The following is a 26,170-nucleotide window of genomic DNA, read 5'->3' as shown; positions in this document are numbered from 1 at the left end:
TATTCTAGCCTATTATGTCATAAATTACCAATAGTTTTTATTTATATGAACCTATAGCTATAAACTATAACTACTTTTAACGTACTTGCTCAAATCGCAGATGAACGACAATCTTATCCGCGTAGCCATTGCGTTCCAAATCACGCTGCAGGCGATAAGAAATATAATGTTCTGCGATTGAGATATAGCCGGCATCCAGCAAACGGTGCTCCACCTGGGATTGTACCATGCTGATGGTTGGGCGTTCTGTATGAGCCTCTTCCAAGTCAAGTACGACCTTCTTAGTCACCTGGGCAAGGTTTTTCCGCCAGGTATCATCAATCACATAAACTGTCTGCGCAGCCTTTAAAATGGCTTGATAAATCTTTTCTGGGTCAAATTCAACAATCTCCCCACTACGTTTAATGACTTGCATATTAAGCTCCTTTCTGGTTTTCAGTAAACCCTTTCATACTTCTATTATCTAGGTTTTTCACGGTTTTGTCAAGTTATAATTTTCATTCTATGATATAATATACTTAAAATTCTGAAAATAAAGGAGAATTCTATGTCACAAGCAATGCCAAAACGCCATGAAATTGACGTGCAACTCACCTGGGATACCAACCTAATTTTCCCAGACAACCAGGCCTACAAGGATGCCCTTGCTAGCTACAAGGAACAAGTTGAGAAATTTGAGAAAACCTATAAAGGTCAATTGACCGAAAAAGCAAGTATTGTCGCTGCACTGAAAGAATACGAAGACCTGTCTATCCTCCTCAGCAAGCTGGACCACTATGCTTTCTTGCCACTTGAAGTCGACAAGATGAATACAGAATTGGCCAGCCTCGCCAATGAATATGAATTAGTGCGTGCCTTTGCCATTCCAAAATTGTCCTTCCTGGACACCGAACTGGGCTTACTTGACGAGGCAGTCTTGAACGACTTGATTGCTGAACAGCCACAATGGAAGGCGTTTTTCGAGGCAATTATTCGCCAAAAACCTCACCAACTCCACCCTCTTCAAGAAGAACTCTTGGCCAATTTTGCACCAACCTTTGGCCAACCCTACAACAACTACGGGGTTACCAAGTTTGAGGATATGACCTTTGACAGCTTTGAAGCAAATGGCCAAACCTACGGAAACAGCTATGTTTTGTTTGAAAATGACTACGAAATCAGCCACGACACGGAAATTCGTCGTAATTCCGCTGCTGGTTTCTACAATACCTTGAAAAAATACAAGAACACAACAGCTGCAACCTATCTATCACACATTAAAAATGAGCAGATTGAGGCGCGCCTCCGCGGTTTTGACACGACCATTGACTACCTTCTCCACCGCCAAAATGTTTCCCGCGACCTCTTCGACCGTCAGATTGATGTCATCATGAAAGAATTAGCACCGCACATGCGTCGCTATGTCAAGCTGGTTGCTAAGGCTCATGGCTTGGAGAAAATTACCCACGCCGACCTGAAAATCAGCCTACCGTCCGAATTTAACCAACGCATTACGCCAGAAGAGTCTAAACAATTCTTGATTGACTGTTTGGGCATCCTTGGCGACGATTATGTCAAGATGATTGAACGTTCCTTCGATGAGCGCTGGATTGACTTTGCGCAAAATGAGGGCAAGGCGACTGGTGGTTTCTGTGCGACTCTCTATGACGGACCGTCTTATATCCTGCTTTCTTGGACTGGTCTCATGAATGAAGTCCTGGTATTAGCTCACGAACTGGGGCATGCAGGGCATTTCCAATTGGCTAAGAAACAAAGCATTCTCAGCTATGACCCATCGCTCTATTTTATCGAGGCACCATCAACTGCAAACGAAGTTTTGACTTGTAATACTCTCTTGAAAAACAACCAAGACCCTGGTTTCCAGGCTTACCTGATTAGCGAGTTAATCAGTCGTACTTACTTCCACAACATGGTCACTCACCTGCTTGAGGCAGCCTTCCAACGTGAGGTTTACACTCGTCTGGACAATGACGAATACCTCAACGGCGACATTCTCTGCCAAATCAAGCTGGATGTCATCAAAGAATTCTGGGGTGAGGACTTTGAAATCGGCGACGATGCTGGTCTTATCTGGATGCGCCAGCCTCACTACTACATTGGCCTCTATCCATATACTTACTCAGCTGGTTTGACCATCGGTACGGCTATGGCTAAGCAATTGGAAGAAAATCCTGAAGAAGTTGTTGAAAAATGGTTGGAAACCTTGTCACTCGGTGCAAGTCTTTCTGCCCAAGACCTGGCTAAACACGCAGGCGTTGATGTATCAACAGACCAACCACTTAAAGAAACAATCGCTTACGTTGGTTCCTTGGTCGACAAGTTGGAAACATTGGTCTAATAGCAAAAAAGACTTGAACACAAGAGTTCAGGTCTTTATTTTGTCTGATACCAGTTGATGATGCGGTCAATTTCATCAGTCGTTAAAAAGTGGCCCTGGTCAAAAATGGCTAATTGAAGTTTGGGAAAGGCAGTTTCCTGCCAATTTTGGTAGAGTTCTTGAACTGCGACTGGGTCAACCAACTGGTCCTGCAAGCCAGCCGTCACAAGAATGTCCGCTCTGCTATTTTCCAAAGGCACTGAAAAATCAAGAGCTGATGGATGGAGCAAGAGATAGCAGTCAGCCAAATCAGCCCGCTTGGTCAGGAGCCCTGCTATAAAATTAGCCCCGTTTGAAAAGCCGACAAAGATAATTTGCTGGTAATCTGCTACTGCAATTTGTGGCCACTGGTCTATAAAATCGGTCAAACGTTGCTCAAAATCAAGCAAATCCAGTTGCCCGTCAACCAGCGGAGCAAAAAAGCGACGGGATTTCCCTTGACCAACATTGCCCCGAAAAGATAGTACAGCTGCTTCAGGATCCAATTTTTCCCTCAGAAAGAGCATGGACTGCTCATCGCCACCTGTTCCGTGAAAAAAGACCAGGAGACAGGGCGCAGTCCCCTCCACAAAATGATAGTTCATGACTGTCTCCTAATAACGATTTCTCAGAACTTCTTCAATCTCAGCCCGGTTCTCCTCAAAGAAGGTTGCAAGAAGAGTTCAACATCATCGAGTTTATCATGTTGCTCAGCTTTCTTGGCCTCGTGCTGACCTTCCATTGTCGCCACTTCAAACATAAGGTAGTTCGGCGCGCGGAAATAGAGGGAGTGCATAAAGTCCCGATTGATAATGCCTGAGTGCGGACGGTTGAGCAGGTCAAGTGTATGAACCATATCCTCTAAATCTAATGTATCCAAGACACCAAAGGCTACGTGGTGAATGGCACCAACCCCAATGACGGAGATTTTTGAAACCTGATCGACGATAATCTGCACGCGATGCTGGAAATCATTGTCGAATTTGAGCGAAATGACCTGCTGTCCCTGATAATTAAAACGACTTTCCTCTTCAAAACCAAATATCTCTGTCAGCATGTCCAGCAGGGCTTTCTCCTCCCGCACCCGCATCTGAATCCCAGCAATTCCTAAAATCGCAACCGATTCAGGAATCTCGGCAGTCTCCATTGGATACATAGGACCAATAGTATCATGATAGGTCAAGGCCAAATCTTGACCATCCTCATCTTGGAAATTGAGGATATGTCTGTCTCCCATCACTTCTACTCCACCATGTTCGACCTCAAAATCCGTCAAACGTTGTGCCCAGAACTCCAGAGCTGCCTTATCCTTGACTAGAAAAATCGTTCTTTCTAGGCGATTGGTTCCCTTGCGTTCCATCTGGAAGTTTGGCATATCAAAAATCGTGAATTCTGTACCGAACCGGCCATCTTCATCCCCGAAAAAGAGGTGATACATGGACGAATCATCCTGATTCACTGTCTTCAGGGTCAACTTCAAGCCAAGAATATAGTGATAAAAATGATAAGCCTGGTGGATGTTGCCCACCAAAGTCGAAATGTGATGAATACCTGTATTGTTCATGTAAACTACCTCGTTTCTGATTTGGTATTATTTTATCAATAATTAGTGATAATGTAAAACATTTTGCTTACATTCTTGAAAGATCATATTGTCACGACAAGCATCATTCACTTTGAAAAGACTCTACACTTGGTTAAGCCTAGGACTTGCTGGGGTTCATTCACTATCATAAAAAGTCGGGACATTTCATCCCGACTTGAAACTTTGCTTTTAAAGGATAAATGATAGGATTAGACCGCCTAAAATTCCTCCAACCAGGGCTGCTAGGAGATTGGTTTTGGCTTTGCCAGCCTTACCACCACGCGCAATTGATGCGACAAATACACCGATACCCGCAGCAAGTCCCATATCAACCCAGGCAGAACCCGATTGGGTGATAAGCCCCACACCGTGGTTAATGGTCCAGGCCGTCCCGACAATCATTGCCGCAGCGATCCAACCACCAATCGGACCAAATTTTTCAACCATCTGTCCCCAGGCCATCCGAATGATGAAGGGGAAGAGAAACGCACCAACTAAAGTAGCAATTGCTTGTTGAACTGTCATGTAATACCCTCCTTAATCTTTTTCCATATCTTCTTCAATCTTGGCTGCAACCAGTCCAGCTATGGTTGCGCCGATGACAACCAAGAGGATGGTCGGAAGTGATTCAACCACAGTATCAAATCCATTTATAAAGGCATCACGGAAAATACCACACAGACCGATTCCCAGCCCCATATCGACAAAAGCTGAGTCATCATCGTGTTTGATCAGCCCCAGATAATGGTTCATAAACCACATTGGACCGATGATAATAAAGGCAGCAAAGTAGCCTCCAATAATGCCGTAGGCATCCGCAAATGCCCCCCAGACACTCATAACAATCATACCGGCAATCATATAGCCGATGGTAGAACGTAAAAATTTCATAAAGCCTCCTTGGGTTCTTTTCTATTGTTCAGCTTGGTAAGCCTTTTCATAAATTGTATTACACCTTCTTCAGATAGGTCAAATCGTTTTTATTTAGAGTTTCCATAAGCAGAGCTTCTTGACCAGCAGCCTCTTCTTCTGACCAATCGTAATAAGCAGCCATTTCTTTGATAATTTCAGGTGCTACCGCGTCTAATTGTTCTCGCATGAAGAGCATGTAGTTGGTCCGGCGGAGCAGGTAGTCTACTGGCGTCAGCGTCATTTCTTCCCGCATGGCATAATGCAGAGACAGTAAATCCCGTTGATTAAGGTTAGACACAGCCTCTACTTTATGGTTCAAGGCAAATACTTTTGGCGCATTTGAACCGTACAAGTTAGCTAAATAGAGGGCATCATCGTAGTCCAAACCTTTTTTCACACCTAATTGTGCCAAGTGTTCGATTTCTTCTGCTACATTAGCTGGGTTCAATTCACCACCAGATACAGGATAGGTCTTAGAATTGATGAGTTTAAAGCTCCGACCATGCTCTTCTTTGAGGATATCTGCTACTTTTTCTAAAGCACCTTCTGCCATCTTACGGAAATCGGTAATTTTACCACCTGCAAGTGTGAGCAAACCATTGTCATCACGATCAAGGGCAGAACCACGCGATACAGCAGACGGATCCAAGTGTTTTTCAGAAACGCTACCTTCCAGATGAGTCAAATCGTGTTCCACATCATCACGAGTCTTTTCATTGTTCAAATAACCTTTGACTGTTTCAATTAAGCTATTAAAGCTATCATCACTAAGCTTACCATTATTTCCACCGTTGTAGTCAGAAGCACCATTTCCTGACAAGAGTGGACGAAGACCTGCCCAGCCACTTTCAATATCATCCAAGGTCAAGTTTGCTTCTGGGAAACGATTGTTAACAATATCCAATAGATAATCGACATCTTCTTGAGTGACTGTTGGGTTTGCCAAATCGCCTGTATAGTCCGTATCTGTCGTACCAAAATAGGTTTTGTTCTCACGCGGAAGGACAAAGACCATGCGACCATCTGCGTGACCTGTATCAAAGTAGGTTGGTTGTGGAACAGACAAGCGAGAGCTATCTACAACAAGGTGCACACCCTTGGTTGGACGCATCTGGAGAACACCTGAGCCTTCGCCACCCAGATTACGCACTTCGTCACTCCAAGGTCCGGTTGTATTGATAACCAATCGTGCACGGATTTCAAATGTGCTGTCTGTCAGTAAGTCACGAGCGACGATACCAACAACTTTTCCAGTCTCATCCTTGATGAATTTCTCAGCTTTGACACGGCTGGCAATCAAGGCACCGTCTTTGGCTGCACGTTTGATGTTTTCAATTACCAGACGAGCATCATTGTTACGGAAGTCAAGATAAACACCTCCACCAAGCAAGCCTTCTTTTTTCAAATGTGGGGCACGTTCCAGTACTTCTTCTCTTGTCAACACCTTATTGGCAAGGTCTGTATTATTGACACCAGCCAAGAGATCATAGAGATCCATAGCCACTTTCAATCGGAAGAGGCTAAAGGTAGATCCTTCTTCATCATAAACTGGAAGCAACATTGGGTCTGGTTTGGGAATATGAGGTGCAATATTTTGCACTACTGCACGTTCTGAAACTGTATCGGATACTACTTCTACATCAAACTGTTTGAGGTAACGAAGCCCACCGTGAACCAACTTGGTTGAACGACTGGATGTCCCTTCGGCAAAGTCCTGCATTTCAATCAATCCAGTTTCCATACCACTAGCAGCGGCTTGGAGGGCAACACCCGCCCCCGTAATACCACCACCAATAATCAAGAGATCCAACTGTCTGTCTTGCATTTTTTCAATCGCTAAGCGACGTGTTTCTTTTGAAAATTCCATGTTTTCACACTTTCTAACTTTTTACTCTTCATCCATTTGTGCAAATAATTGCGTTGCAGCAACTGCTTTTTTCCAGCCTTTATAGAGCTGTTCTTTGCGGGCCTCGTTCATAGCTGGCTGGAAGGATTGTCCAACTGCATTCAATTCCTTCAATTCATCCAAGTCTTTCCAGAAACCTACTGCAAGACCTGCTAGGAAGGCTGCGCCAAGTGCAGTTGTTTCCAAGTTTTTAGCACGGGCAATCTCGATACCAAGGATATCTGCCTGGAATTGCATGAGAAGGCTGTTCATGGCAGCACCACCGTCTACTTTCAAGACAGAAATGTCAATACCTGAGTCAATCTGCATGGTGTCAATAACATCGCGTACTTGATAGGCAATAGATTGAAGAGTCGCTTTCACAAAATCTTCTTTGGTTGTTCCACGCGTCAAGCCAAAGACTGAACCACGCGCATCTGAATTCCAATAAGGAGCTCCCAAACCTGTAAAGGCTGGTACAACATAGACCTCATCATTGCTAGTTGATTTGCGAGCCAACTCTTCCGATTCAGGTGACTCTTTGACCATTCGCATTCCGTCACGAAGCCATTGCACAGCTGATCCAGCGATAAAGATTGACCCTTCGAGTGCATAGTATACTTTTCCGTTGATACCATAACCGATAGTGGTCAAGAGGCTATTCTCAGATAGCTGCATTTCCTCACCCGTATTCATAACGATGAAGGAACCTGTTCCATAGGTATTTTTCACCATACCTGGTTCAAAGGCCAACTGTCCAAAGAGGGCTGCTTGTTGGTCACCTGCCATACCTGAGATTGGAACTTCTGCCCCGTAGAAATGGAATGGAGCTGTGGTACCATAAACTTCTGAGTTGGAACGAACTTCTGGCAACATAGCTTTTGGAATATTGAGGAGTTCAAGGATTTCATCATCCCACTTGAGTTCCTTGATATTGTAAAGCATAGTACGAGCCGCGTTAGAGTAGTCCGTTACATGGCACTTACCATTGGTCAATTTCCAAACCAACCAAGTATCAATAGTTCCAAAGAGGATTTCACCTTTTTCTGCACGTTCTTGAGCTCCAGGAACTTGGTCCAAAATCCAACGAACTTTTGTAGCTGAGAAGTATGCATCAATGACCAAGCCTGTTTTCTTATGGAAAAGGTCAGCGTAACCATCTTGTTTCAACTGTTCTGCAATGTGAGCTGTCTGACGTGATTGCCAGACAATGGCATTGTAAATTGGAAGTCCTGTTTCCTTGTCCCAAACCACTGTTGTTTCACGTTGGTTGGTGATACCAATCCCTTCGATCTGGTCTGGACGAACACCACTTTCAATAAAGGAACCTGCAATAACAGACTGGACAGAATTCCAAATCTCATTGGCATTGTGTTCTACCCAACCTGGTTTAGGGAAAATTTGAGTAAATTCTTTTTGGTAGCTACCAACTTTTTCACCTTTTTTGTTAAAGATGATGGCGCGTGAGCTTGTTGTACCCTGGTCGATGGCCATAATGTATTTTTCTGCAGACATTTCCTGTCCTCCTTGTAGATTTAATATCATTTTTGAAAGCGTTTCCGACTTCCTTGTGATTTTATTGTAATCTATTTTTCGAAAATAATCTTATCAATTTTTTTACTATTTCAAAAAAAATTGATAAAGTTGTCTTCTTTTAGAGCAAAAGAAAAACTTCCTAGATAACCAGAAAGCTTTTCACCGCCGTTCAATTCGAAACTGCTTCCGTTCGACCAACCGTTTAGACTGCTCTAACTTGCTCTGATGAATGGTCTGAATAAGGCCCTTTACATCCTTCAACTCCTGAGCAGTTGGCAATCCATAGATATGATAAGATGGATCTTGCTTCCAAGGATAATCATGGCAAATAACCAGATCATAGGATTGGTCTGATTGGACAGGCTCGATTTGAATTGACCGATTGCGTTCTAAGGACTGACATAAGACATATAAAATGGGAGAGCTAATGACAGATGGATAACTAGATGCCCATCCAATTTTTATCGTGGTTGGCTCCACCTGCATAAAATAAGAAAATAATTGTGTCAAGGATAGCAAAAGACAGGAAGCTATCCCATTCTTTCTCCCAAAAATCTCCTTAGATACATGGTGCAGGATACCAGAAGCAGCCTCTTGCATGAAAGAATCATAGCTAGCCAATTCATCAAAGCCACTATCGATACAGGAAGTGAAAAAATAGAGCTGACTAAAAACCTGATTGAGATGATATAGTTCACCTTCTTCCACTGTCAAATCTGTCTTCAAGAGAATTTTTACACGTTGAAAGGCCCAACTAGTTGCTTCCATAATGGGTCCACCGAATCCCAAGACCTGTTCTAATTGATGGGCTGCCACTATCCCTTGACTAAACAAGAATGCAAAAACCGACATGGTATCACCCTCTTGAAAGGAAGCCGATGCTTGCTGGCGTAATGTCAAAAAGAGCTGACGTAGGTGACGGTAAAATTTATGCTGCTCATAGGGGGCCATTAACTGATAAACTGCCTGGAAATCCAAATCTTTCAATCGCATTCTTTTCTGGACAATCATCAACCAGAGAGCCAACTGATGGGCCTGTCGAGGATTAAACTGGGATTGATAAAAGCGTTCAAAAATCGGCAGATGAGCAAGTTGCTCCCTAAAGACCCAATCTTGTTCTAATTCTTTGAAAGGCCTGGTCAGCCAGAATAATTGATAATAAAAATAGCGAATTTGCAACTCACTACCCCGCAAACGACCGTTCCGTATGCTCACCTGAAACTCTTTCAGGGCTTTGTTTAATGTCGAAAGATGTCTGTTCAAAGTAGCTTCACTCAACAATAATTCTTGAGCCAACATGGGAATAGAGCATTCATTTTTATCAAAAACATAAAGTAAAATCTGGTACTTGATACTGGTTCTAAAGAGATAGGCAAACAGGTCTTGTCTGGATAAATTAGCTCCGCGCTGTAAGACAACTTCCTCTTCTTTAATCTGAAAGACAAGACCAAACTGCTCCTCTTTAACCTCTTCAGAGAAACTTTCTATATAGCGTAACAAGGTAGATTTGGACAGATGGAGCTCCTGGGCAACTTCCTTTATTCCAATAGGTGACAGGGACTTACGCAAGAGAAGAAAGAGCTGGTAAATAGCGCGCTCACGTTTTTCTAATAAATCTAGAATATGCACACAATCACCACCTATTCTTGATCAGATTTTTGCCAGAAATATTGATTGGCTGCTTCCATAATGAATGGTTGCAGGTCGGTTCTACCAGGCAAACAAAGCCAGGATTCTTGTAACAAGTCCTCAACTGTCATATTTTTTGAAATAGCTAGTGCCAATACATTCATCTGTGCCATGTGGTCAGAGGAAGATACCAATTGACCACCAAGAATACGTCCATCCTCTCGACTGACCACCATTTTGAAGTCTATTTCTTTTTCATCCCACTGGCTGAATGGTTGCCGGATACGAATAGTGTCTGTGTCCAACCACAGGTTTGCTTCCCTTTCCGTCAGACCTACGCTAGTCAGATTATAGCCAAACACATGGGTGGAAACAATGCGTTGAACAGGCTTTAAGCGCTTCTTCTTAGCCAGAAGATTTTCAGCAACCAGACGTCCTGTCAACATAGCGTGATTGATCATGGGCAGGTAGGCCTTCCCAAACATGGTAACAGGCATCCGAATTAAATCCCCTACCGCAAAAATTCCAGATTGACTGGTTTCAAGATAATCATCCACCAGAATACTACCATCTGTGTGCAGGTCTACTAATCCTTCCACCAAATCTGAATGGGGCCTAAAATTGGTACCCAAAAGAACAAAGTCGGACAGATAGGTTCCCTGCAAACTGTTTAACTGGACTTGGCCTATCTCATCCAAGTAAACTTCATTAACCGTTTCCGAAAAATGATAGTCGAGGTCGATTCTGTCAAACTCTTCCCAGATAAAATCGACCATGTCTTGATCGAAATACTTGGCTAGGGGCCATTCTTGTGATTCTATTAACCTGATTTGAATCGGTAAACGACTGAGAGCCTCTAGACTTTCAAGACCAATTTGACCAGCTCCTATCACTGTTACTCTTCCAGCCTCTCCAAGCTTTTCTAAGCTCTTTTTGGCTTGGCCAAGGGATTTAGTTGTCAAAATTTTTTCTGATAGATCAACCGACTGATGTTCCCAAACTTGTTGAGCTCCCATGGCTAAAATGAGATAGTCGTAGGATAATTCCTGCAAGCTTTCTTCTTTTTTTAGCCTTATTTTTTTAGATGTGGCTTCTATGGAAATACATTCCCATCCAAGTAAGAAATGAACAGCCGACTGCTCTAGCCCCTCAAAATAGCCAACCCTTGCTTCTTCCCAGCTTGAAATTTCTCCTTTTACTTTCCAATTGAGTGCATTGGGAAAATAACCAATACTTTCTTCCTTATCAATCAAATAAATCGTCGCTTGTGGATAGCGTTTCTGGCATTCCATTGCAGCTGTCAAACCAGCAAATGAAGCACCAATGATCAAAATATTCATCCCGCTTCCTCCCTTCTTCTCCATTATAGCATTGACAAGGCGAATTCTTATTGAAAAGGTTTACACATCCAAACAAAAAAGCACACCTATTTTATGATGTGCTTGAATAAATTTATATAAAACGCCGAAAATGGCAGCTGAAGCCCTGGATGTCCTCACATTTGAGTTTCTAGGCTCGGGTCTTCTGTGGTCACTTTCGTATTTCTTGGTGACCAGCTTATATACTTCGCTTTTTGGTTTGCAGGCTCAGGTACGAATAGTCCACCGAACTATTCGTATCCCCCGAACTGTTTCACTCCCCCGGACATTGCTCGCTCTCTTGTTTCTTGGCTCGCGTTAAAACAGTCTATCCGTAGACTGTTTTAATAATCCGGTCGTACAACCCCTGTTACTGTGGCTTTGGTAGCTTCGTAGTCGCCGTCCACTACGACTTTGATAATGCGTTTGGCGTCTTCTTCTGGACATGGTACCAATGGCAAGCGGAGTGGCCCAACTTCAAATCCCATGTAATTGAGAACTGCCTTGACTGGTGCAGGACTAGGATAGGAGAATAGAGCATTAACTTTCGGTATAAACTTGCGTTGAATGGCTGCAGCAGTTCGGATATCTTGTTGTTCAACGGCTGTGAACATTTCATACATTTCATCACCGTTTGTATGGGAAGCGACTGAGATAACACCGTCTGCTCCCAAGTTCATGGCATGGAAGGCATCGCCATCTTCACCAGTATAAATTAAGAAATCCTCTGGCTTATTCTCAATCAAGTAAGCCATGTTTGCAAGACTGGTACACTCTTTGACCCCAATTATATTTGGATGCTCTGCCAAACGCAACATGGTTTCAGGTGTCATTTCAACCACAACACGACCTGGAATATTGTAGATAATAATTGGCAAATCAGAGGCATCCGCAATAGCCTTGAAGTGCTGGTACATACCTTCTTGAGAAGGCTTGTTGTAATAAGGCACGATGGCAAGACCTGCCGCAAAACCACCAAAAGCAGCTACTTCTTTGGCAAACTCAATTGAATCACGGGTATCATTGGTACCTATACCAGCAATCAATGGCACACGACCATTAACAATCTTTTGTACCGCCGCAAACAATTCTAATTCTTCCGCGTGTGTAAGGGTTGGACTTTCGGCAGTTGTTCCTGCCAACAAAATTCCTTCCGTATGATGAGCCAATAAATGTTCGACTAATTCTGGCAACACATCATAGTTAATAGCTCCATCTTCTTTAAAGGGCGTAATCATAGCCGTAATAATTTTTACATCACGTAAATCTTGAATAGACATATCTCAACCTTTCTACAACTGAATGCCACAATCAAATCATCAAAAGCCAAGCCCTTAACATCTAAGCTTTTAATTTTTTGAAAATACGATAGCTATTGACAAAGAAAATCATACTCACTGCTAGGAATACGAGAGCGACTCCAGTAGCACCCACTAAAGAATAAATCCAGTAAATAAAGCGTGGGAGGAGTTTTTCTCCACCTGTTTCTTCCCAAACTAACAAATCTTGCCTGATAATGAATCCATAGACGGCAACTACAAGACCCAAAACGGTACTGAAGAAAATTTGCACCTTTGGGCGTTGCCCCATTTTCTTAGCAATGTTATCATTCATTTTTCAATCTCCTAAACCTAGTCCTTATTTCAACTCAAATTTCAATTCTGCGGTTGGACGAACAAGACCACGTTCATGGAGAGTTTCAGCGATTTGAACAGAGTTCCAAGCCGCACCCTTGAGCAAGTTATCAGAAACAACCCACATATGAATACCATTTTCCTTATCCAAGTCCTTACGGATACGACCTACAAAGGTATCACGGCTACCAACGGCGTTAATTGCCTGCGGATAAATTTGATTAGCCACATCGTCTTCTAAAACAGCCCCTGGGAAGGCTGCGATAGCTGCCTTCACTTCATCAATCGGTGCAATTTCTTTAGTTTCAATATAAACAGACTCAGAGTGAGCTGACAAGACTGGAATGCGGACACAGGTTGCAGAAACAGCAATGCTGTCATCTTCCATGATTTTCTTAGTCTCTTTTGTCATCTTCATCTCTTCATAAGTATAATCATTTTCAGTGAAGAGGTCGATTTGTGGAATCGCGTTAAAGCCGATTGGGTAGTGTTTCTTATCTCCACCAGAAGGAAGAATGTTTGCTTCTACCGCTTTTGGTTCTACACCGTCATTCAAGACAGAACGAAGCTGAGCTTGCGTTTCCAAGATAGCTCCCATACCAGCACCAGAAACTGCCTGATAAGTGGATACGATAATCCGCTCCAAGCCCCATTTCTGACGAACAGGATCCAAAGCAACCATCATCTGAATTGTTGAACAGTTAGGGCAAGCAATGATACCATTGTGGGCATCAAGCGCGTGAGCATTTACCTCAGGAACAACCAAGGGAACATCTGGGTTTTGACGGAAATACGAAGTATTGTCTACGACAACAGCTCCTGCTTTTACCGCATAAGGAGCGTACTTGGCAGATGTAGAACCACCAGCTGAGAAAAGGGCAATATCTACACCTTCGAATGCTGTTTCCGTCGTTTCTTCGATGACAATATCCTGCCCCTTGAAAGCCAAGGTCTTGCCTGCTGAGCGGGCAGACGCCAAGAAACGGACCTGCTTGATTGGCAAAGTGGATTCTTCCAACATTTTAATCATTTGAGCACCAACTGCACCAGTGGCACCAACAACAGCTACTACATAAGACATAGATATCTCCTTTATGTCGATTCTTCAAAATTTTCTAAAAATTTAGTATTTAATAATTATACCACAAATTTCCTGAATGAAAAGCTGGAATGTGCTAAATTTACAATCAATCTGCTGAAAATTTCACACTAGACTGAGTAAATTGTCATACGATTTCGACTTGTGCTTATCACCATTCAAAAAAGAAAGAAATGACCCAAAACAAGTCATAACTGCCTTATTGTATTTTGTCCACTTGCATTATCCGACTCTGGAGCAGGTAGGGCGGCCGGTACTTGTCAGTCATACACTTCAAAAACTCGTGCATTTCCTGGGCATGGCTCTCCAGAAAAAGGTCCAATTCCTTGAAGCGTTCCCTTTCTTCATCACTTGCACACTTTTTAAAATAACCCCAAATATGCTGATAGGCAGTGCGCAAAGTTTTTATACTAGGATTGTGAGCTAAAGCCTCCGCTAGCAAACGTTCAAATTCAAGTTCTTTGTCAACTGACCAAACATTTCCCTTAAAAAGCTGACGCAAGGCATTATAGTGATGCTGAGAGTGAGCCATGACCAGATATTTCTCTCTTGCCCATCTCTTCTGAAAGTACTTGAGATTTGTCACCTTTATCACCTCTTCCTATTTGTCAAACCTAGACCAGCGCCAGCCACAGACCCAAACAGACCACCATATATAAACAATGCAATCCTATCAGCAAATACACTAAACTTTTGGACAAAATCGTAATATGTCGATGGACGTAGGCCTGCTTTGGCTTAAGTGGATTGTAGTAAACATCGACGCTAGAACCAATGGAAAAAGCGTTAGACTGAACAGACTATTCTTATTTCGATAAATAATTAAAGAATCTGGTAAATGTTTTCTATCTAGCAAATTATAATGCTGTCCCGTTACCAAGCATGATAAGAGTGTTGAAACCGTGACGTACCGATAGGATTGGAAATGTGGACCAACAGCCCAATAATAGCTTTGTCTCACCCAGTAACCCACAACAGGCAGGCTAATGCCATTGTAGGACATGAATGAGTAGTCTTCAACACAGCCTGTCACCTTTGCAGTACAAAGTTCTTTTTTCCGCTTGCTAAGGTAGTAAAATACATAGATGAGAATGAGGGATAGACTTAATAAAACTATGGTAATAGCTAGTACAATCCAAACAAATAGTTGGCTCCACACTAGTCCTCCTTGCTAATCGGAGCTAGGCTGGCCAAAACTTTTTTGAGGCCCATTTCTGGAAAGTTGATTTTGAGTTCTTGGTTGCTGCCCGATCCTGAAACTTCAAGTACAGTACCGCGACCCCATTTTCGATGGACAGCAATGTCTCCAACTGACCAGTTGGTCGCCGTATTAGCGGATGTCTGACCAAATGGTAATTCCCCACCAAGTGTGCGGTTGGGTTGAACAGAGGACTTACGACTTTGGAGAGCCTGCTGCAAACTCATCCCTTGTCCAAACTGGGTCGCTTTGCCATTGACATAAGAAGCCTTAAAGCTGGTATTAGCAGGACGGGCCAGACCTTGATAATCCAAGAGATCACTTGAAATCTCACGAATAAAACGACTAGGCTGGTTGTAATTGCTCCGACCGAACAAGAGGCGGGAATTGGCATTGGTCAAATAAAGAATATGCTCGGCACGGGTGATGCCAACGTAAGCCAGACGGCGCTCTTCTTCTAACTCAGCTTCTTCTTCCGCTGCACGACTGAGAGGAAAGACATTTTCCTCCATACCAATGAGAAAAACCACTGGAAATTCCAAGCCCTTGGCCGCATGAAGGGTCATGAGCGTGACTTCCGACGATTCCTTGTCGCCGTCGTCTGTATCAGCGATCAGGGCCAAATCCAGCAAGAATCGGCTGAGCCTATCCAGCCCTGTCTCTTCTTCCTCTACCTCTTTTTCATCGAAATTTTTGGTCACCGAAAGAAATTCCTGAATATTTTCAATGCGGGCATTGGCCTCAATCGTTCCTTGTACAGCCAAGGCATTGAGGTAGCCAGTCTTATCTAAGACCGCCTCAGCCAATTCGGTCACTGTCATCTCATCCAGTCGATTGCGGAGATTGTATAGCAGGGTTGCAAGGTCAAAAACGGCTTGAGCAGCCTTACCCTTGACACCAGACAGCATAATATCCTGTGATGCTTCAAGCAGGGACATGGCATGCGTCGTCGCAAAGTCCCTAATCTTATCGACTGTGCCAGGTCCTACTCCGCGTTTGGGTTCATTGACAATGCGCTCGTAAGAAATATTGTCCGCAGGGTTGGCAATAATATTCAGATAGGAAATCACATCACGGATTTCCTTACGGCTATAGAACTTGGTCCCGCCCACCATAGTGTAAGGAATATTGGCCTTGAGCAGGGCCTCCTCAATGGTACGAGACTGGGCATTGGTCCGGTAAAGAACGGCGAAGTCCTTATAAGGCTTGCCTTCACGATGGTGTTGGTCAATTTGACTGGCAACATAAATCGCCTCATCGCCCTCATCACGCGCACGATAGTAGGTAATCAAATCTCCCTGAACATTTTGCGTCCACAACTTCTTCGGACGGCGGTTACGATTGTTCTCAATAACCTCATTGGCTGCCTGAAGGACTGTCTTGGTCGAGCGGTAATTTTCCTCCAGCAAAACCACCTTGCTTTCTGGATAATCCTTCTCAAAATCCAAGATATTTTGCATATCCGCCCCACGCCAGCCATAGATGGACTGGTCCGCATCACCGACCACACAGATATTCTTAAAGCGTGACGCTAAGAGTTTGACCAGCTGATACTGGGCGTGGTTGGTATCTTGGTACTCATCGACATGGATATATTGAAATTTCTGCTGGTAGTAGGTCAGGACGTCAGGATTTTTGTCAAATAGGCGGAGCGTCAACATGATTAGGTCATCAAAATCGACTGCCTCTGACTGACGGAGTTCTTTCTGATAAGCCTTGTAGCATTTGGCAACAATCTGCGTATAGAGATCGCCTGCCTGCGCCTCATAAGCCACATCATCAATCAAATCATTCTTGGCATTGGAAATGGTTGCCAAAATGGTCCGCTCACTCCACTTTTTCGGGTCCAGATTTAGAGCTTTTAAAATCCGTTTCATCAGCGTGCGTTGCTCACCCGGATCTACGATGGTAAAGTTACGGTTATAGCCAATGTGATCCGCATCCCGACGCAAAATCCGTACACACATGGAGTGGAAAGTGGCAATCAAACAGTCTTGTGTAGCAGGATTGAGCGCATAGGCCCGCTCCTTCATCTCCCGCGCAGCCTTATTGGTAAAGGTAATGGCCAAAATATTCCAAGGATTAACCATTTTTTCATCAATCAGATAAGCAATGCGGTGGGTTAGAACACGAGTCTTGCCTGAGCCCGCACCTGCCATAATTAAGAGCGGACCTTCCGTTGTCTGAACAGCCTCCGCCTGTCTATCGTTCATTCCATTTAATAAAGGGTTCATATTCTCATACTTTCTCAAAATGTAATTACTCTCCATTATACCAAAATATACTTCATTTACGAAATGTCAGACCAGTAAAAAAGCCCAGAGAAAACTCTGGACCTTATTTTATCAATTAAGCTTATTCCGCACCAAGTGCTGCCATTGTTATGTAGTTGTATGGCTTGTTGAAGTGTGGCAAGAAGAAGAGATCCATCAATGCCAACTCTTCGATTGTCACTTGTTTCATGATAGCAAGTGAGAACATGTGGATACCCATTGACATATCTTCGCGTGATACCATTTGGCAACCAAGAACTACACGTGTATCTTTGTCAAAGACAATCTTGATTGCTACTTCGTGGTTGTCATGTTTGATAAATTCAGGTTTTTGAAGGTCTGTGAATGACGCTACTGCTGCGTTGAAACCAGCATCTTTCGCTCGTTCTTCTGTCAAACCAGTTGACACCATGTTGAGACCAAAGATTGAGATACCGTTTGAACCTTGAACACCAACTCCTTCCAACTCATGGCCAGTTGCGTTGTGAGCAGCTACGATACCTGTACGAACAGCGTTTGATGCCAAAGCGATATAGCTTGTATCTTGACGAGCGTTGTCATAGATAGTTGCACAGTCACCGATTGCATAAACGTCTTTCATGCTTGTTTCTTGTTTCTTGTCAACGATCCATGCACCGTTACGGAAGGTTTCCAATTGACCTTTAGCAAGACCTGTGTTAGGACGGAAGCCTACACACATGATAACCATGTCAACGTCAAATGTTTCTTTATCAGTCACAAGACGCTCAACTTTACCGTCACCTTCAACAGCTTGAACAGCTTGACCAAGAGCTAATTTCACACCGTTTTCTTCAAGATTTTTGTTCATCATTTCAGTAAAGTCGCGGTCATAGTATGCACCCATAACTGTTGGAGCGATATCAACAAGAACAACTTCTTTACCTTTACGTTTGAAGCTTTCTGCAAGCTCAACACCGATGTAACCACCACCAACAACAGCTACGCGGTTGATGTCTGGCTTTTCAAGCTTGTTGATTACGTCTTCAGCGTTTTGGTACAATTTAACAAATTGAAGGTTTTCAAGAGTTGCTTCAAAGTCAGTTGAACCTTCTTTGATTTCCACACCTTTGATTGGTGGGATGATTGGTTGTGAACCAGTCGCAAGAATCAATTTTTCGTATGATTCTACGTGTTCTTTACCGTCAACAATTGCAGTCACTTCTTTTTTCTCGAAGTCAATGTCTACAACTGGTGATTGCATGTGAACAGTTGCGCCCATGCTTTCCAATTGCTCTTTATCAGAGTAGAAAAGACCTTCTGGACCATCGATTTGTTCACCGATCCAAAGTGCCATACCACAACCCAAGAAAGAAATGTTTGAGTTTTGGTCAAATGTTACGATTTCATTTTCAGCACCGTAGTTTGACAACATTGTTTTGATACATGCAGTACCAGCGTGGTTTGTACCCACAACGACGATTTTAGACATAATGGAAAATCTCACTTTCAAAAATATATTTTTTTACATTATCCATTATACACATGACTGTTATCGATTTCAAAAATAATGCTCATAAAATCACAAAAATTTTAAGATTCTTCTTCAAAGGTTCCCGTCACAAACATGGTGAAGCTAGCTCTGACTAATTTTTGACCTTTTTCATTGGTAACAACTGCTTCTACCAACTTGGTTGAACGACCATCGTGAACAATTTCTGCCGTGATAGTCAACTTGTCTCCCAGATGGCCCGCCCTTGTAAAATGAACATTGGACTGGAGGGTCACACACTTGTATCCCTGAGAGAAAACAGCCAGTCCAGCAACATTATCACAAAAGGTAAACAGATAACCTCCGTGGGTCATACCATAAATATTCAAGGAAGACTCAACTACTCTTGTCTCAATGACCACTCGACCATTTGAGACCTCAACCAACTCATAATTTTCAAACACCAAAACCGGTGGAATATGATATTTATCCATGTTTACTCCTCGTATTTTTTTCTCCATTTTACGGGAAAATATTCTTTCTTGCAAATACTTACTATATCAACAATCAACTTTCTACCCATTTTGTGAGGATTGTGCTAAAATATGGAAAACTCAAGGAGAACAACTATGTACGAATTTGTCTTAGAATACGGGTCCTTCCCTGTAAAGTTGATTGATGGTTTTGTCGACAACCGCGTCGAAATCCCTGAATGGCTGGAAGGGGATGAGGAGATGATTGCTAGACTTCATGCCATCAACGAGCTCTTCCACCAACTCTTTCACACTGTAGAATGTAAATTTGACTACATCGGCAAACAATTTCCAGATAAGATTGAGCAACTGAGGGAACTCTATCACCCCTTGGCAGAAGATTTGCTGGCTAAATACGGTGAGCAAGTAGACTTGAAAATTGAACCATTTATTTTATAAAAGATAAGGGAGGTGATTTTGGTCACCTCTCTTCTGCTATCTTATACTCACGGCCATAGTCATCGCGTGTCAGGTAGCCATAATCCACCAAATATCGCCGCAAAATGGCAAAATCATCGTAGATTTCTGCCAAGAAAGCATTGACTTCTTTTTCAGTAAAAACCTGACCTCTTTCACCTAGTTTATCACGCAAGTAGGCAAATAAGACCTGCTTGCTGTTTAATTTTTTAGGGATGATGGTTAGGCGACCATGCCGGAAAAATTTTTCCTGGATTTGATGCGTGTCCATATTCTCTCCTTACTAAAAATCCGAGTCCGCAGACTAGGATTTCACAAGATTTATATATTATCGAATTTCAGCACCAAGCTCAACCAAAGCCTTACTGATTTTCTCCATGTACTTCGCCACTTCTTCATCCGTCAGGCTGTCTGTCGGATTTTGGAAGGTCAAATTGTAGGCCATCGACTTCTTACCAGCGACAATATTGCTGCCAGCATAGACATCAAAGAGAGTCACCTTGGTCAAGCGTTTGACACCAGCTGCAGCGATAGCATCCAGCACATCTTGGTGCTTCACTGTTGTATCCAACAAGAGAGCAATGTCACGGCTAACCGCTGGGAATTTAGAGATTTCGGTAAATGGCAGAGCAGGCTGGAGGGCTTCTTCAATCGCATCCAGATTGATTTCAGCCACATAGGTTTCAGGAATACCGTAGTCCTTAGCCGTTTGAGGATGTACCTGTCCGACAAAGCCGATCACAGCCCCACTCAAATGGATTTCAGCTGTACGGCCTGGGTGCAAGGCAGCAATCTCACTTGTGGCTACAAAGCCAATAGCCAACTTGTAATGACCAAAGATAGCTTCCAAAATCCCTTTGGCATGGAAGAAATCAACTGGTACAGCTGGTGTCTGGAAGTCTTTCTCAGCTACCAAACCAGTCAAGACAAGGGCAAACTTATTGATTTCTTGTGGCAGGTCCTCTTTTGGATTGCCAGACTGTTCAAAGATTTTACCGATTTCGTAAAGGGCCAAATTCTTATTCTTACGAGCCACGTTATAGGCTACTGTTTCCAGCATACCAGACACCATGTTCTGACGAAGGGCAGAGCGGTCAACGGTCATCGGCCACATGAGTTCGGTCACAGTGGTTGGACGAGCCGCAAACTCCACAGCCTTGTCAGGTGTTGTCAGAGCGTAAGAAATAATTTCTGTCAGGCCTGCACCTTCTGCCAGACTACGTACTTGACGACGGATGTTCTGGGTCAGGGTCAACTCACCTGCTGTTCCGTCCTCTTTCGGAAGAGTGGTCGGCAGATTATTGTAACCATAAATACGAGCGATTTCTTCTACCAAGTCTGCTGGAATGCGAATGTCCCAACGACGACGAGGTACTGCTACTGTGAACTGACTTGCATCGCCAGTTGTTTCCATACCTAAACGACGGAAAATATCTGCAATTTGTGGATAATCGAGGTTTGTCCCGAGCGAGCGGTTAACGTAATCAATGGTTGCTGTGACTGGAACATCCGAAGTGTCCACGCTGCCCGCAGAAACGATACCAGACAAGACCTGACCACCAGCCAGCTCTGCAATCATAGCAGCCGCTGTATTCATAGCTTCCGTCAAGGTCGCTACGTTGATGCCCTTTTCAAATCGAGAAGAAGACTCAGAACGAAGATTGAGACGACCTGAGGTCTTGCGGATTGACTTACCGTCAAAGAGAGCCGCTTCCAGTACAACCGTCTTAGAGTTGTCGTCAATCTCTGTGTTGGCACCACCCATGACACCACCGAGGGCAACCGCCTTGTCCGCAACGGAAATGACGATGTCATCGGTAATCAAGTCACGTTCTTCGCCGTCAAGAGTTACCAAGTTCTCACCCTCTTTTGCCTGACGAGCCACGATTTTCTTGCCATCAAACTTATCAAAGTCAAAGGCGTGCATTGGCTGACCAAAGTAAAGCAAGATGTAGTTGGTGATGTCAACCACGTTGTTAAGCGGTCGGATACCTGCGTTCATGAGCAGGTTTTGCAACCACTGTGGACTTGGTGCGATAGTCACATTTTCAATGACACGAGCAGTGTATGCAGTCACCTTGTCTGACTCAATGACCACTTCAATCACATCGCTGGCCTTCTTGTCGCTTTCTTCCAAAACTACAGGCTTGAAGTTGACCTTGCTGTCGTAAATGGCTGCAACTTCGTGTGCCACACCACGCATAGAGAGGGCGTCAGCACGGTTTGGCGTGATGGACAGCTCGATAATCTCGTCGTCGAGGTCCAGGTATGAAAAGATTGGCTCACCCACGACTGCATCTTCAGGCAGGTGGTAGATTCCGTCCGCATAGACTTTTGGTACAACTGAGTCGGACACGCCGATTTCGCTCAATGAGCAGAGCATCCCAAAGGACTCAACCCCGCGGATTTTGCCTTTCTTAATCTTGTAGTTGCCAGCAATACGAGCTCCTGGCAGAGCAACGATCACCTTGATGCCAACTTTCACATTTGGAGCACCGCAAACGATTTGCGTGATTTCTTCGCCCACATTGACCTGACAAATATTGAGGTGAGTATCTGGAATTGGCTCAGCAGACACAACCTGACCGACAACCAACTTAGAAAGGCCAGCACTCTTTTGCTCAACCCCTTCTACTTCAATTCCTGTTGTTGACATTTTTTCAGACAAGTCATGGCTTGTCGCATCAAAGTCAACCAGTTCTTTTAACCATTTATAACTTACTAACATATTATCCTTTCTGGTGCAAAGGCCGTTTCAGTAGCCAATCCACATCAATCTTATCACCGACCGCAAATTCATGCTGGCCAAATTTTTCAAATCCGTATTTGGAATAGAATTTCTGAGCCTTGTAATTATGTTCCCAGACTCCCAGCCAGACCCAGTCACAACTAGACTGCTCTGCTTTGGACAAAGCGAATTCAAACAAGACCTTTCCAAGACCGCGACCTTGAAAAGCCCGCAAGAGATAGATACGCTGAATCTCAAAGGCATTTTCCAATTCCTGCTCTGTCTGGGCAGAACCTTGGTTGAGCTTGAGATAACCAGCCACCTGATCATCAACCCATAGGAAATAATGTTGGCAATTGGGATCAGACAACTCCCTTGTCAAAACCACCACGGAATAAGCCTCCTCGAAGAAAGCCTCCAACTCCTCTGGATTATTATCATGGGTAAAGGTTTCAGCAAAGGTCTGCTTAGCCAACTCCTGCAAAATGGAAACCTCTTCTAATTGTATAGGTTCAATCTTCATCTCATTGCCTCTCATTTCTAACTGGGCTAGGAAAGTCGCATAATAGCGATTTCCCTTCACTTCCTCGTCCGTGGTTACGACGGTTCAAGGTTGAAAACGACATTTTTTCAACCTTGAACCTAGTGAGGAGAGTAGGTAGACCGCCATAGCGGCTACCGTTTTTCACCTTAAACAACCTAACAAACTACCTAAATCACGACGACTTTCAAGCAAAACGATATTTTTTGCTTGAAAGCCTAGTAAGGTAGCTAGGAAAGTCGCTTAATAGCGATTTCCGTCTACTTAAGAGCTGACTTTGTCAGCCTTAAGTAGTGCTACGTTAAAACTGCTCCGAGAATCGTACATCACCTTGATAGAATCCACGAATATCGTTGATGCCGTAACGGAGCATGGCAATGCGTTCCTGACCAAGACCGAAGGCAAAGCCAGAGTACTTGGTTGAGTCAATCCCACTCATTTCCAATACTTGCGGGTGGACCATGCCGGCACCAAGGATTTCAATCCAGCCTGTTTTCTTACATACGTTACAGCCGTCACCACCGCACTTGAAGCAGGAAACATCCACCTCAACAGAAGGCTCTGTAAACGGGAAGTAAGACGGACGCAGGCGAATCTGACGCTCTTCACCAAACATTTTCTTGATAATCATTTCAAGCGTACCTTTGAGATCGCCCATGGATACATTTTCACCGACAACCAAGCCTTCAATCTGATGGAACTGATGGCTGTGGGTCGCATCGTCCGTATCACGACGGAAAACACGTCCTGGCGAAATCATCTTCAAGGCACCTTTAGAAAAATCATGTTGGTCCATTGTACGTGCCTGAACAGGCGAGGTATGGGTCCGCATGAGAATTTCTTCTGTGATGTAGAAAGTATCCTGCATATCACGCGCTGGATGATCTTTTGGCAAATTCATGCGTTCAAAGTTGTAGTAGTCTTTTTCCACTTCAAATCCGTCAACGATTTGGAAGCCCATGCCCAAGAAAATATCTTCGATTTCCTCAGAAGTTTGAGTCAAGACATGACGTTTTCCGACCTTGACCTGACGACCTGGCAAGGTCACATCAATGGTTTCTGATGCTAATTGCTGTTGGATTTTTGCTGCTGCAACCTTTTGAGCTGTTTCTTCAAAAGCAGCTGTCAGCACATCACGCACTTCGTTGACCTGTTTACCAACGATTGGTTTCATGTCGTTAGACAGGTCTTTCAAACCTTTCAACAAGTCAGTCAAGGACCCCTTTTTACCCAAAACCGCAACACGCAGATCTTGTAGTTCTTTTTCTCCTTGGTGCTGGATTTCTTTTAACTTTTCAAGTGTAGTTTGGCTTAATTCAGCCAACTGTTGTTCAATGTTTGACATAATTCCTCCAATAAAAAAACGCATGACACCACTCGTATCGGAGCGTTGTCACGCGGTACCATCCGTTTTCATCTGCTAGGCAGACCTTGTTTCTAAGTCCTTGCGTGAGTGAATTCGACCAACTTTTACTGATTGAGCTTACAGTCACGGCTCAACTCCCTGGACAGTTTCCATAGGTGTACTAGTCTCACAGACTTCTATTCAATTAAGAATATTCTAACAAAAAGAAGAAAATTTGGCAATAAATATCCCTAGAAAAACTCCCTCTATCTAGTGAACAGCTCCCTGTCAAGTGGACAATGAAATAATAAAAGATTAGGCGACGGCCTTGTTCCTCATTTCAAGAGGGGCAAGGCCGTTGTTGCGCTCTTGAACACGTTGATGATTGTAAAATAGATGTAGGCATCAATATCTGAAACTAGCTCCTCAAAAGTCTTATATTTCTTCAAATCATTGCACTCCATCTTAAAGTGCCCAAAGAAACTCTCCATTGGTGCATTGTCAATACACTTACCAACACGAGACATGGAGCGTGTCATCTGATACTGGGTAGTTAAACAGTAATAATCTTTCGAAGTATACTGCAAACCTCGGTCGCTGTGAATTAATGGTGTCGTATTAGGATTAGCTTTTCGGGCTTTACGAAGTGTTTCCAATACCAATTCGTTATCATTAAACTGACCAACCACATAAGCGACAATTGAGCCGGCATAAAGGTCTTTAATAGCACTCAAATAGGCTCTACAGCTGAGACCGTACTTCAAGAAAGTTACATCTGTACACCATTTCTGATTGGGAGCAGTAGCTGTAAAATTACGATTGAGAATGTTGTCCTCTACATTGACAAAGCTAGTCTTGGTACAATAGCCCTTGGCTCTTCTGATAATGGAACGTAGACCTAGAATGTGCATCAAGTGTCGAATCCGTTTCTTTTGGTTTCGTCGTTTGATTTCTTCTAACTTTTTTAGCAGGCCGTTCTCCATTTCAAGATACTTAATCGGCTCTTCCTGTTGCTTGATTTTGAGGCGTAACTCTTCTTCTGGAGTCAGATTAGGCTTGCTTTCCAGGCCTTTCCCACGACGATCTAGGAGACCGTTAGAACCTTCCTTCTCGAACTTTCTGACCCAAGAATAGACCTGTTGGTAGGAAACACCGTACTTCTCAACATCCCTTTGGTAATCTTTCTCGTGGGCAAGGGTAAAATTGACAATCTCAATCCGTTCTTCAAATGTTGTCTTGCGTCCTTGTTTCATGCGTCTCATTCCTTTACTAGTAGCTTTCAGTTCTTTACCACTAGTATAACGTTTTATCCATAATCTGAGAGCATAAGGGTCAGAAATTCCATATTTTTCAGTCAGATCTTTGAGACTTCCCAAGCCATTAAGATAGTCGGAAACAGCTTGTTCCTTTAGTTCCTTACTATACTTCTTCCATTGACGGCTTTCCTCTAGCCCCTCAACACCAGCTTCTTTGTACTTCCGAACCCAGTTCGATAGGGTATCTTTAGAAATACCTTAGTTTCTAGTTAACCAACTAAGTGATTTCCCTTCTTCCAAGTGAAGTAGAATAATTTCTAGTTTCTCAGATACAGATTTTGGACTTCTTTTGGACATAATAAAACTCCCCTTATAGTTTCTAGTGAAAATTTTTGTTTTTTCACTGTCCACTATAAGGGGAGTATATCATGAAGA

Annotated in this window: 23 protein-coding genes and 1 pseudogene; 2 read left to right on the top strand and 22 right to left on the bottom strand. The window is 43.4% G+C overall.

Annotation, left to right across the window (positions count from 1 at the left end; translation table 11 throughout):
• Positions 1–76 precede the first annotated feature (76 nt).
• Positions 77–415 carry an ATP cone domain-containing protein gene (locus AB1F57_RS07655; protein ID WP_105111991.1) on the bottom strand — a complete coding sequence of 113 codons (339 nt, stop codon included), beginning with the start codon at positions 413–415 and terminating at the stop codon, positions 77–79.
• 132 nt (positions 416–547) lie between these two features.
• Between AB1F57_RS07655 and pepF the strand changes: the two genes are divergently transcribed.
• Complete coding sequence (pepF, locus tag AB1F57_RS07650) at positions 548–2,338, top strand: oligoendopeptidase F (protein ID WP_367985574.1); 1,791 nt, start codon at positions 548–550, stop codon at positions 2,336–2,338.
• Between the two features lie 35 nt (positions 2,339–2,373).
• Here pepF and AB1F57_RS07645 read toward each other — a convergent pair whose 3' ends face one another.
• From AB1F57_RS07645 to AB1F57_RS07570, 16 genes are all read right to left on the bottom strand, one after another.
• The gene (locus tag AB1F57_RS07645; protein ID WP_167785381.1) at positions 2,374–2,961 is read right to left on the bottom strand and encodes a hypothetical protein; all 588 of its coding nucleotides are present in this window, start codon (positions 2,959–2,961) and stop codon (positions 2,374–2,376) included.
• Positions 2,962–2,984: 23 nt separating this feature from the next.
• Positions 2,985–3,920, bottom strand: coding sequence for a VOC family protein (locus AB1F57_RS07640; RefSeq protein WP_367985573.1), 936 nt, complete (start codon positions 3,918–3,920; stop codon positions 2,985–2,987).
• Positions 3,921–4,130: 210 nt separating this feature from the next.
• On the bottom strand, positions 4,131–4,466 hold the full coding sequence (locus AB1F57_RS07635; RefSeq protein WP_174852999.1) for a hypothetical protein: 336 nt from the start codon (positions 4,464–4,466) through the stop codon (positions 4,131–4,133).
• A 12-nt stretch (positions 4,467–4,478) separates the two neighbouring features.
• Entirely contained in the window at positions 4,479–4,832 is a 354-nt protein-coding gene (locus AB1F57_RS07630; RefSeq protein WP_367985572.1) for a hypothetical protein, read from the bottom strand.
• Positions 4,833–4,890: 58 nt separating this feature from the next.
• Complete coding sequence (gene glpO / locus AB1F57_RS07625) at positions 4,891–6,720, bottom strand: type 1 glycerol-3-phosphate oxidase (protein WP_367985571.1); 1,830 nt, start codon at positions 6,718–6,720, stop codon at positions 4,891–4,893.
• A 21-nt stretch (positions 6,721–6,741) separates the two neighbouring features.
• Positions 6,742–8,253 carry a glycerol kinase GlpK gene (gene glpK / locus AB1F57_RS07620; protein ID WP_367985570.1) on the bottom strand — a complete coding sequence of 504 codons (1,512 nt, stop codon included), beginning with the start codon at positions 8,251–8,253 and terminating at the stop codon, positions 6,742–6,744.
• Between the two features lie 180 nt (positions 8,254–8,433).
• Entirely contained in the window at positions 8,434–9,903 is a 1,470-nt protein-coding gene (locus AB1F57_RS07615; protein WP_167785376.1) for a helix-turn-helix domain-containing protein, read from the bottom strand.
• An 11-nt stretch (positions 9,904–9,914) separates the two neighbouring features.
• On the bottom strand, positions 9,915–11,243 hold the full coding sequence (locus AB1F57_RS07610; RefSeq protein WP_367985569.1) for an FAD-dependent oxidoreductase: 1,329 nt from the start codon (positions 11,241–11,243) through the stop codon (positions 9,915–9,917).
• 362 nt (positions 11,244–11,605) lie between these two features.
• Entirely contained in the window at positions 11,606–12,541 is a 936-nt protein-coding gene (gene dapA, locus AB1F57_RS07605; protein ID WP_367985568.1) for a 4-hydroxy-tetrahydrodipicolinate synthase, read from the bottom strand.
• 61 nt (positions 12,542–12,602) lie between these two features.
• On the bottom strand, positions 12,603–12,875 hold the full coding sequence (locus AB1F57_RS07600) for a hypothetical protein (protein WP_105137806.1): 273 nt from the start codon (positions 12,873–12,875) through the stop codon (positions 12,603–12,605).
• Between the two features lie 24 nt (positions 12,876–12,899).
• Positions 12,900–13,976, bottom strand: coding sequence for an aspartate-semialdehyde dehydrogenase (locus tag AB1F57_RS07595; protein WP_367985567.1), 1,077 nt, complete (start codon positions 13,974–13,976; stop codon positions 12,900–12,902).
• Positions 13,977–14,193: 217 nt separating this feature from the next.
• Positions 14,194–14,586, bottom strand: a complete 393-nt coding sequence (locus tag AB1F57_RS07590; protein ID WP_367986341.1) for a YbgA family protein — start codon at positions 14,584–14,586, stop codon at positions 14,194–14,196.
• 22 nt (positions 14,587–14,608) lie between these two features.
• Complete coding sequence (locus AB1F57_RS07585; protein ID WP_367986340.1) at positions 14,609–14,770, bottom strand: hypothetical protein; 162 nt, start codon at positions 14,768–14,770, stop codon at positions 14,609–14,611.
• A gap of 382 nt (positions 14,771–15,152) precedes the next feature.
• A complete protein-coding gene (pcrA, locus tag AB1F57_RS07580) occupies positions 15,153–17,426 on the bottom strand; it encodes a DNA helicase PcrA (protein WP_367985566.1) in 2,274 nt (757 codons plus the stop codon).
• A gap of 121 nt (positions 17,427–17,547) precedes the next feature.
• The gene (gene nox / locus AB1F57_RS07575) at positions 17,548–18,915 is read right to left on the bottom strand and encodes a H2O-forming NADH oxidase (RefSeq protein WP_367985565.1); all 1,368 of its coding nucleotides are present in this window, start codon (positions 18,913–18,915) and stop codon (positions 17,548–17,550) included.
• A gap of 101 nt (positions 18,916–19,016) precedes the next feature.
• Positions 19,017–19,409: a PaaI family thioesterase gene (locus AB1F57_RS07570; RefSeq protein ID WP_105112007.1), complete on the bottom strand. Its 393-nt coding sequence runs from the start codon at positions 19,407–19,409 to the stop codon at positions 19,017–19,019.
• Positions 19,410–19,544: 135 nt separating this feature from the next.
• On the opposite strand from AB1F57_RS07570, the gene AB1F57_RS07565 reads away from it, so the two are divergent.
• The gene (locus tag AB1F57_RS07565) at positions 19,545–19,847 is read left to right on the top strand and encodes a hypothetical protein (RefSeq protein WP_105137801.1); all 303 of its coding nucleotides are present in this window, start codon (positions 19,545–19,547) and stop codon (positions 19,845–19,847) included.
• Between the two features lie 22 nt (positions 19,848–19,869).
• Here AB1F57_RS07565 and AB1F57_RS07560 read toward each other — a convergent pair whose 3' ends face one another.
• From AB1F57_RS07560 to AB1F57_RS07540, 5 genes and pseudogenes are all read right to left on the bottom strand, one after another.
• The gene (locus tag AB1F57_RS07560; protein ID WP_105137800.1) at positions 19,870–20,136 is read right to left on the bottom strand and encodes a DUF2087 domain-containing protein; all 267 of its coding nucleotides are present in this window, start codon (positions 20,134–20,136) and stop codon (positions 19,870–19,872) included.
• A 57-nt stretch (positions 20,137–20,193) separates the two neighbouring features.
• Positions 20,194–22,593 carry a phenylalanine--tRNA ligase subunit beta gene (gene pheT, locus AB1F57_RS07555; protein WP_367985564.1) on the bottom strand — a complete coding sequence of 800 codons (2,400 nt, stop codon included), beginning with the start codon at positions 22,591–22,593 and terminating at the stop codon, positions 20,194–20,196.
• Between the two features lies 1 nt (position 22,594).
• A complete protein-coding gene (locus tag AB1F57_RS07550; protein ID WP_367985563.1) occupies positions 22,595–23,116 on the bottom strand; it encodes a GNAT family N-acetyltransferase in 522 nt (173 codons plus the stop codon).
• A gap of 319 nt (positions 23,117–23,435) precedes the next feature.
• Positions 23,436–24,479 (bottom strand): phenylalanine--tRNA ligase subunit alpha, encoded by a 1,044-nt coding sequence (gene pheS / locus AB1F57_RS07545; RefSeq protein ID WP_002939760.1) that lies wholly within the window; start codon positions 24,477–24,479, stop codon positions 23,436–23,438.
• Between the two features lie 315 nt (positions 24,480–24,794).
• Positions 24,795–26,092, bottom strand: a pseudogene (locus tag AB1F57_RS07540) (IS3 family transposase).
• Between the last annotated feature and the right edge of the window lie 78 nt (positions 26,093–26,170).

Origin of the sequence: Streptococcus nasisuis, assembly GCF_040836615.1 — a bacterium.
Taxonomy (GTDB): Bacteria; Bacillota; Bacilli; order Lactobacillales; family Streptococcaceae; genus Streptococcus; species Streptococcus suis_V.
The sequence above is the reverse complement of the archived record's forward strand: the minus strand, read 5'-3'. Positions and strand labels throughout refer to the sequence as shown.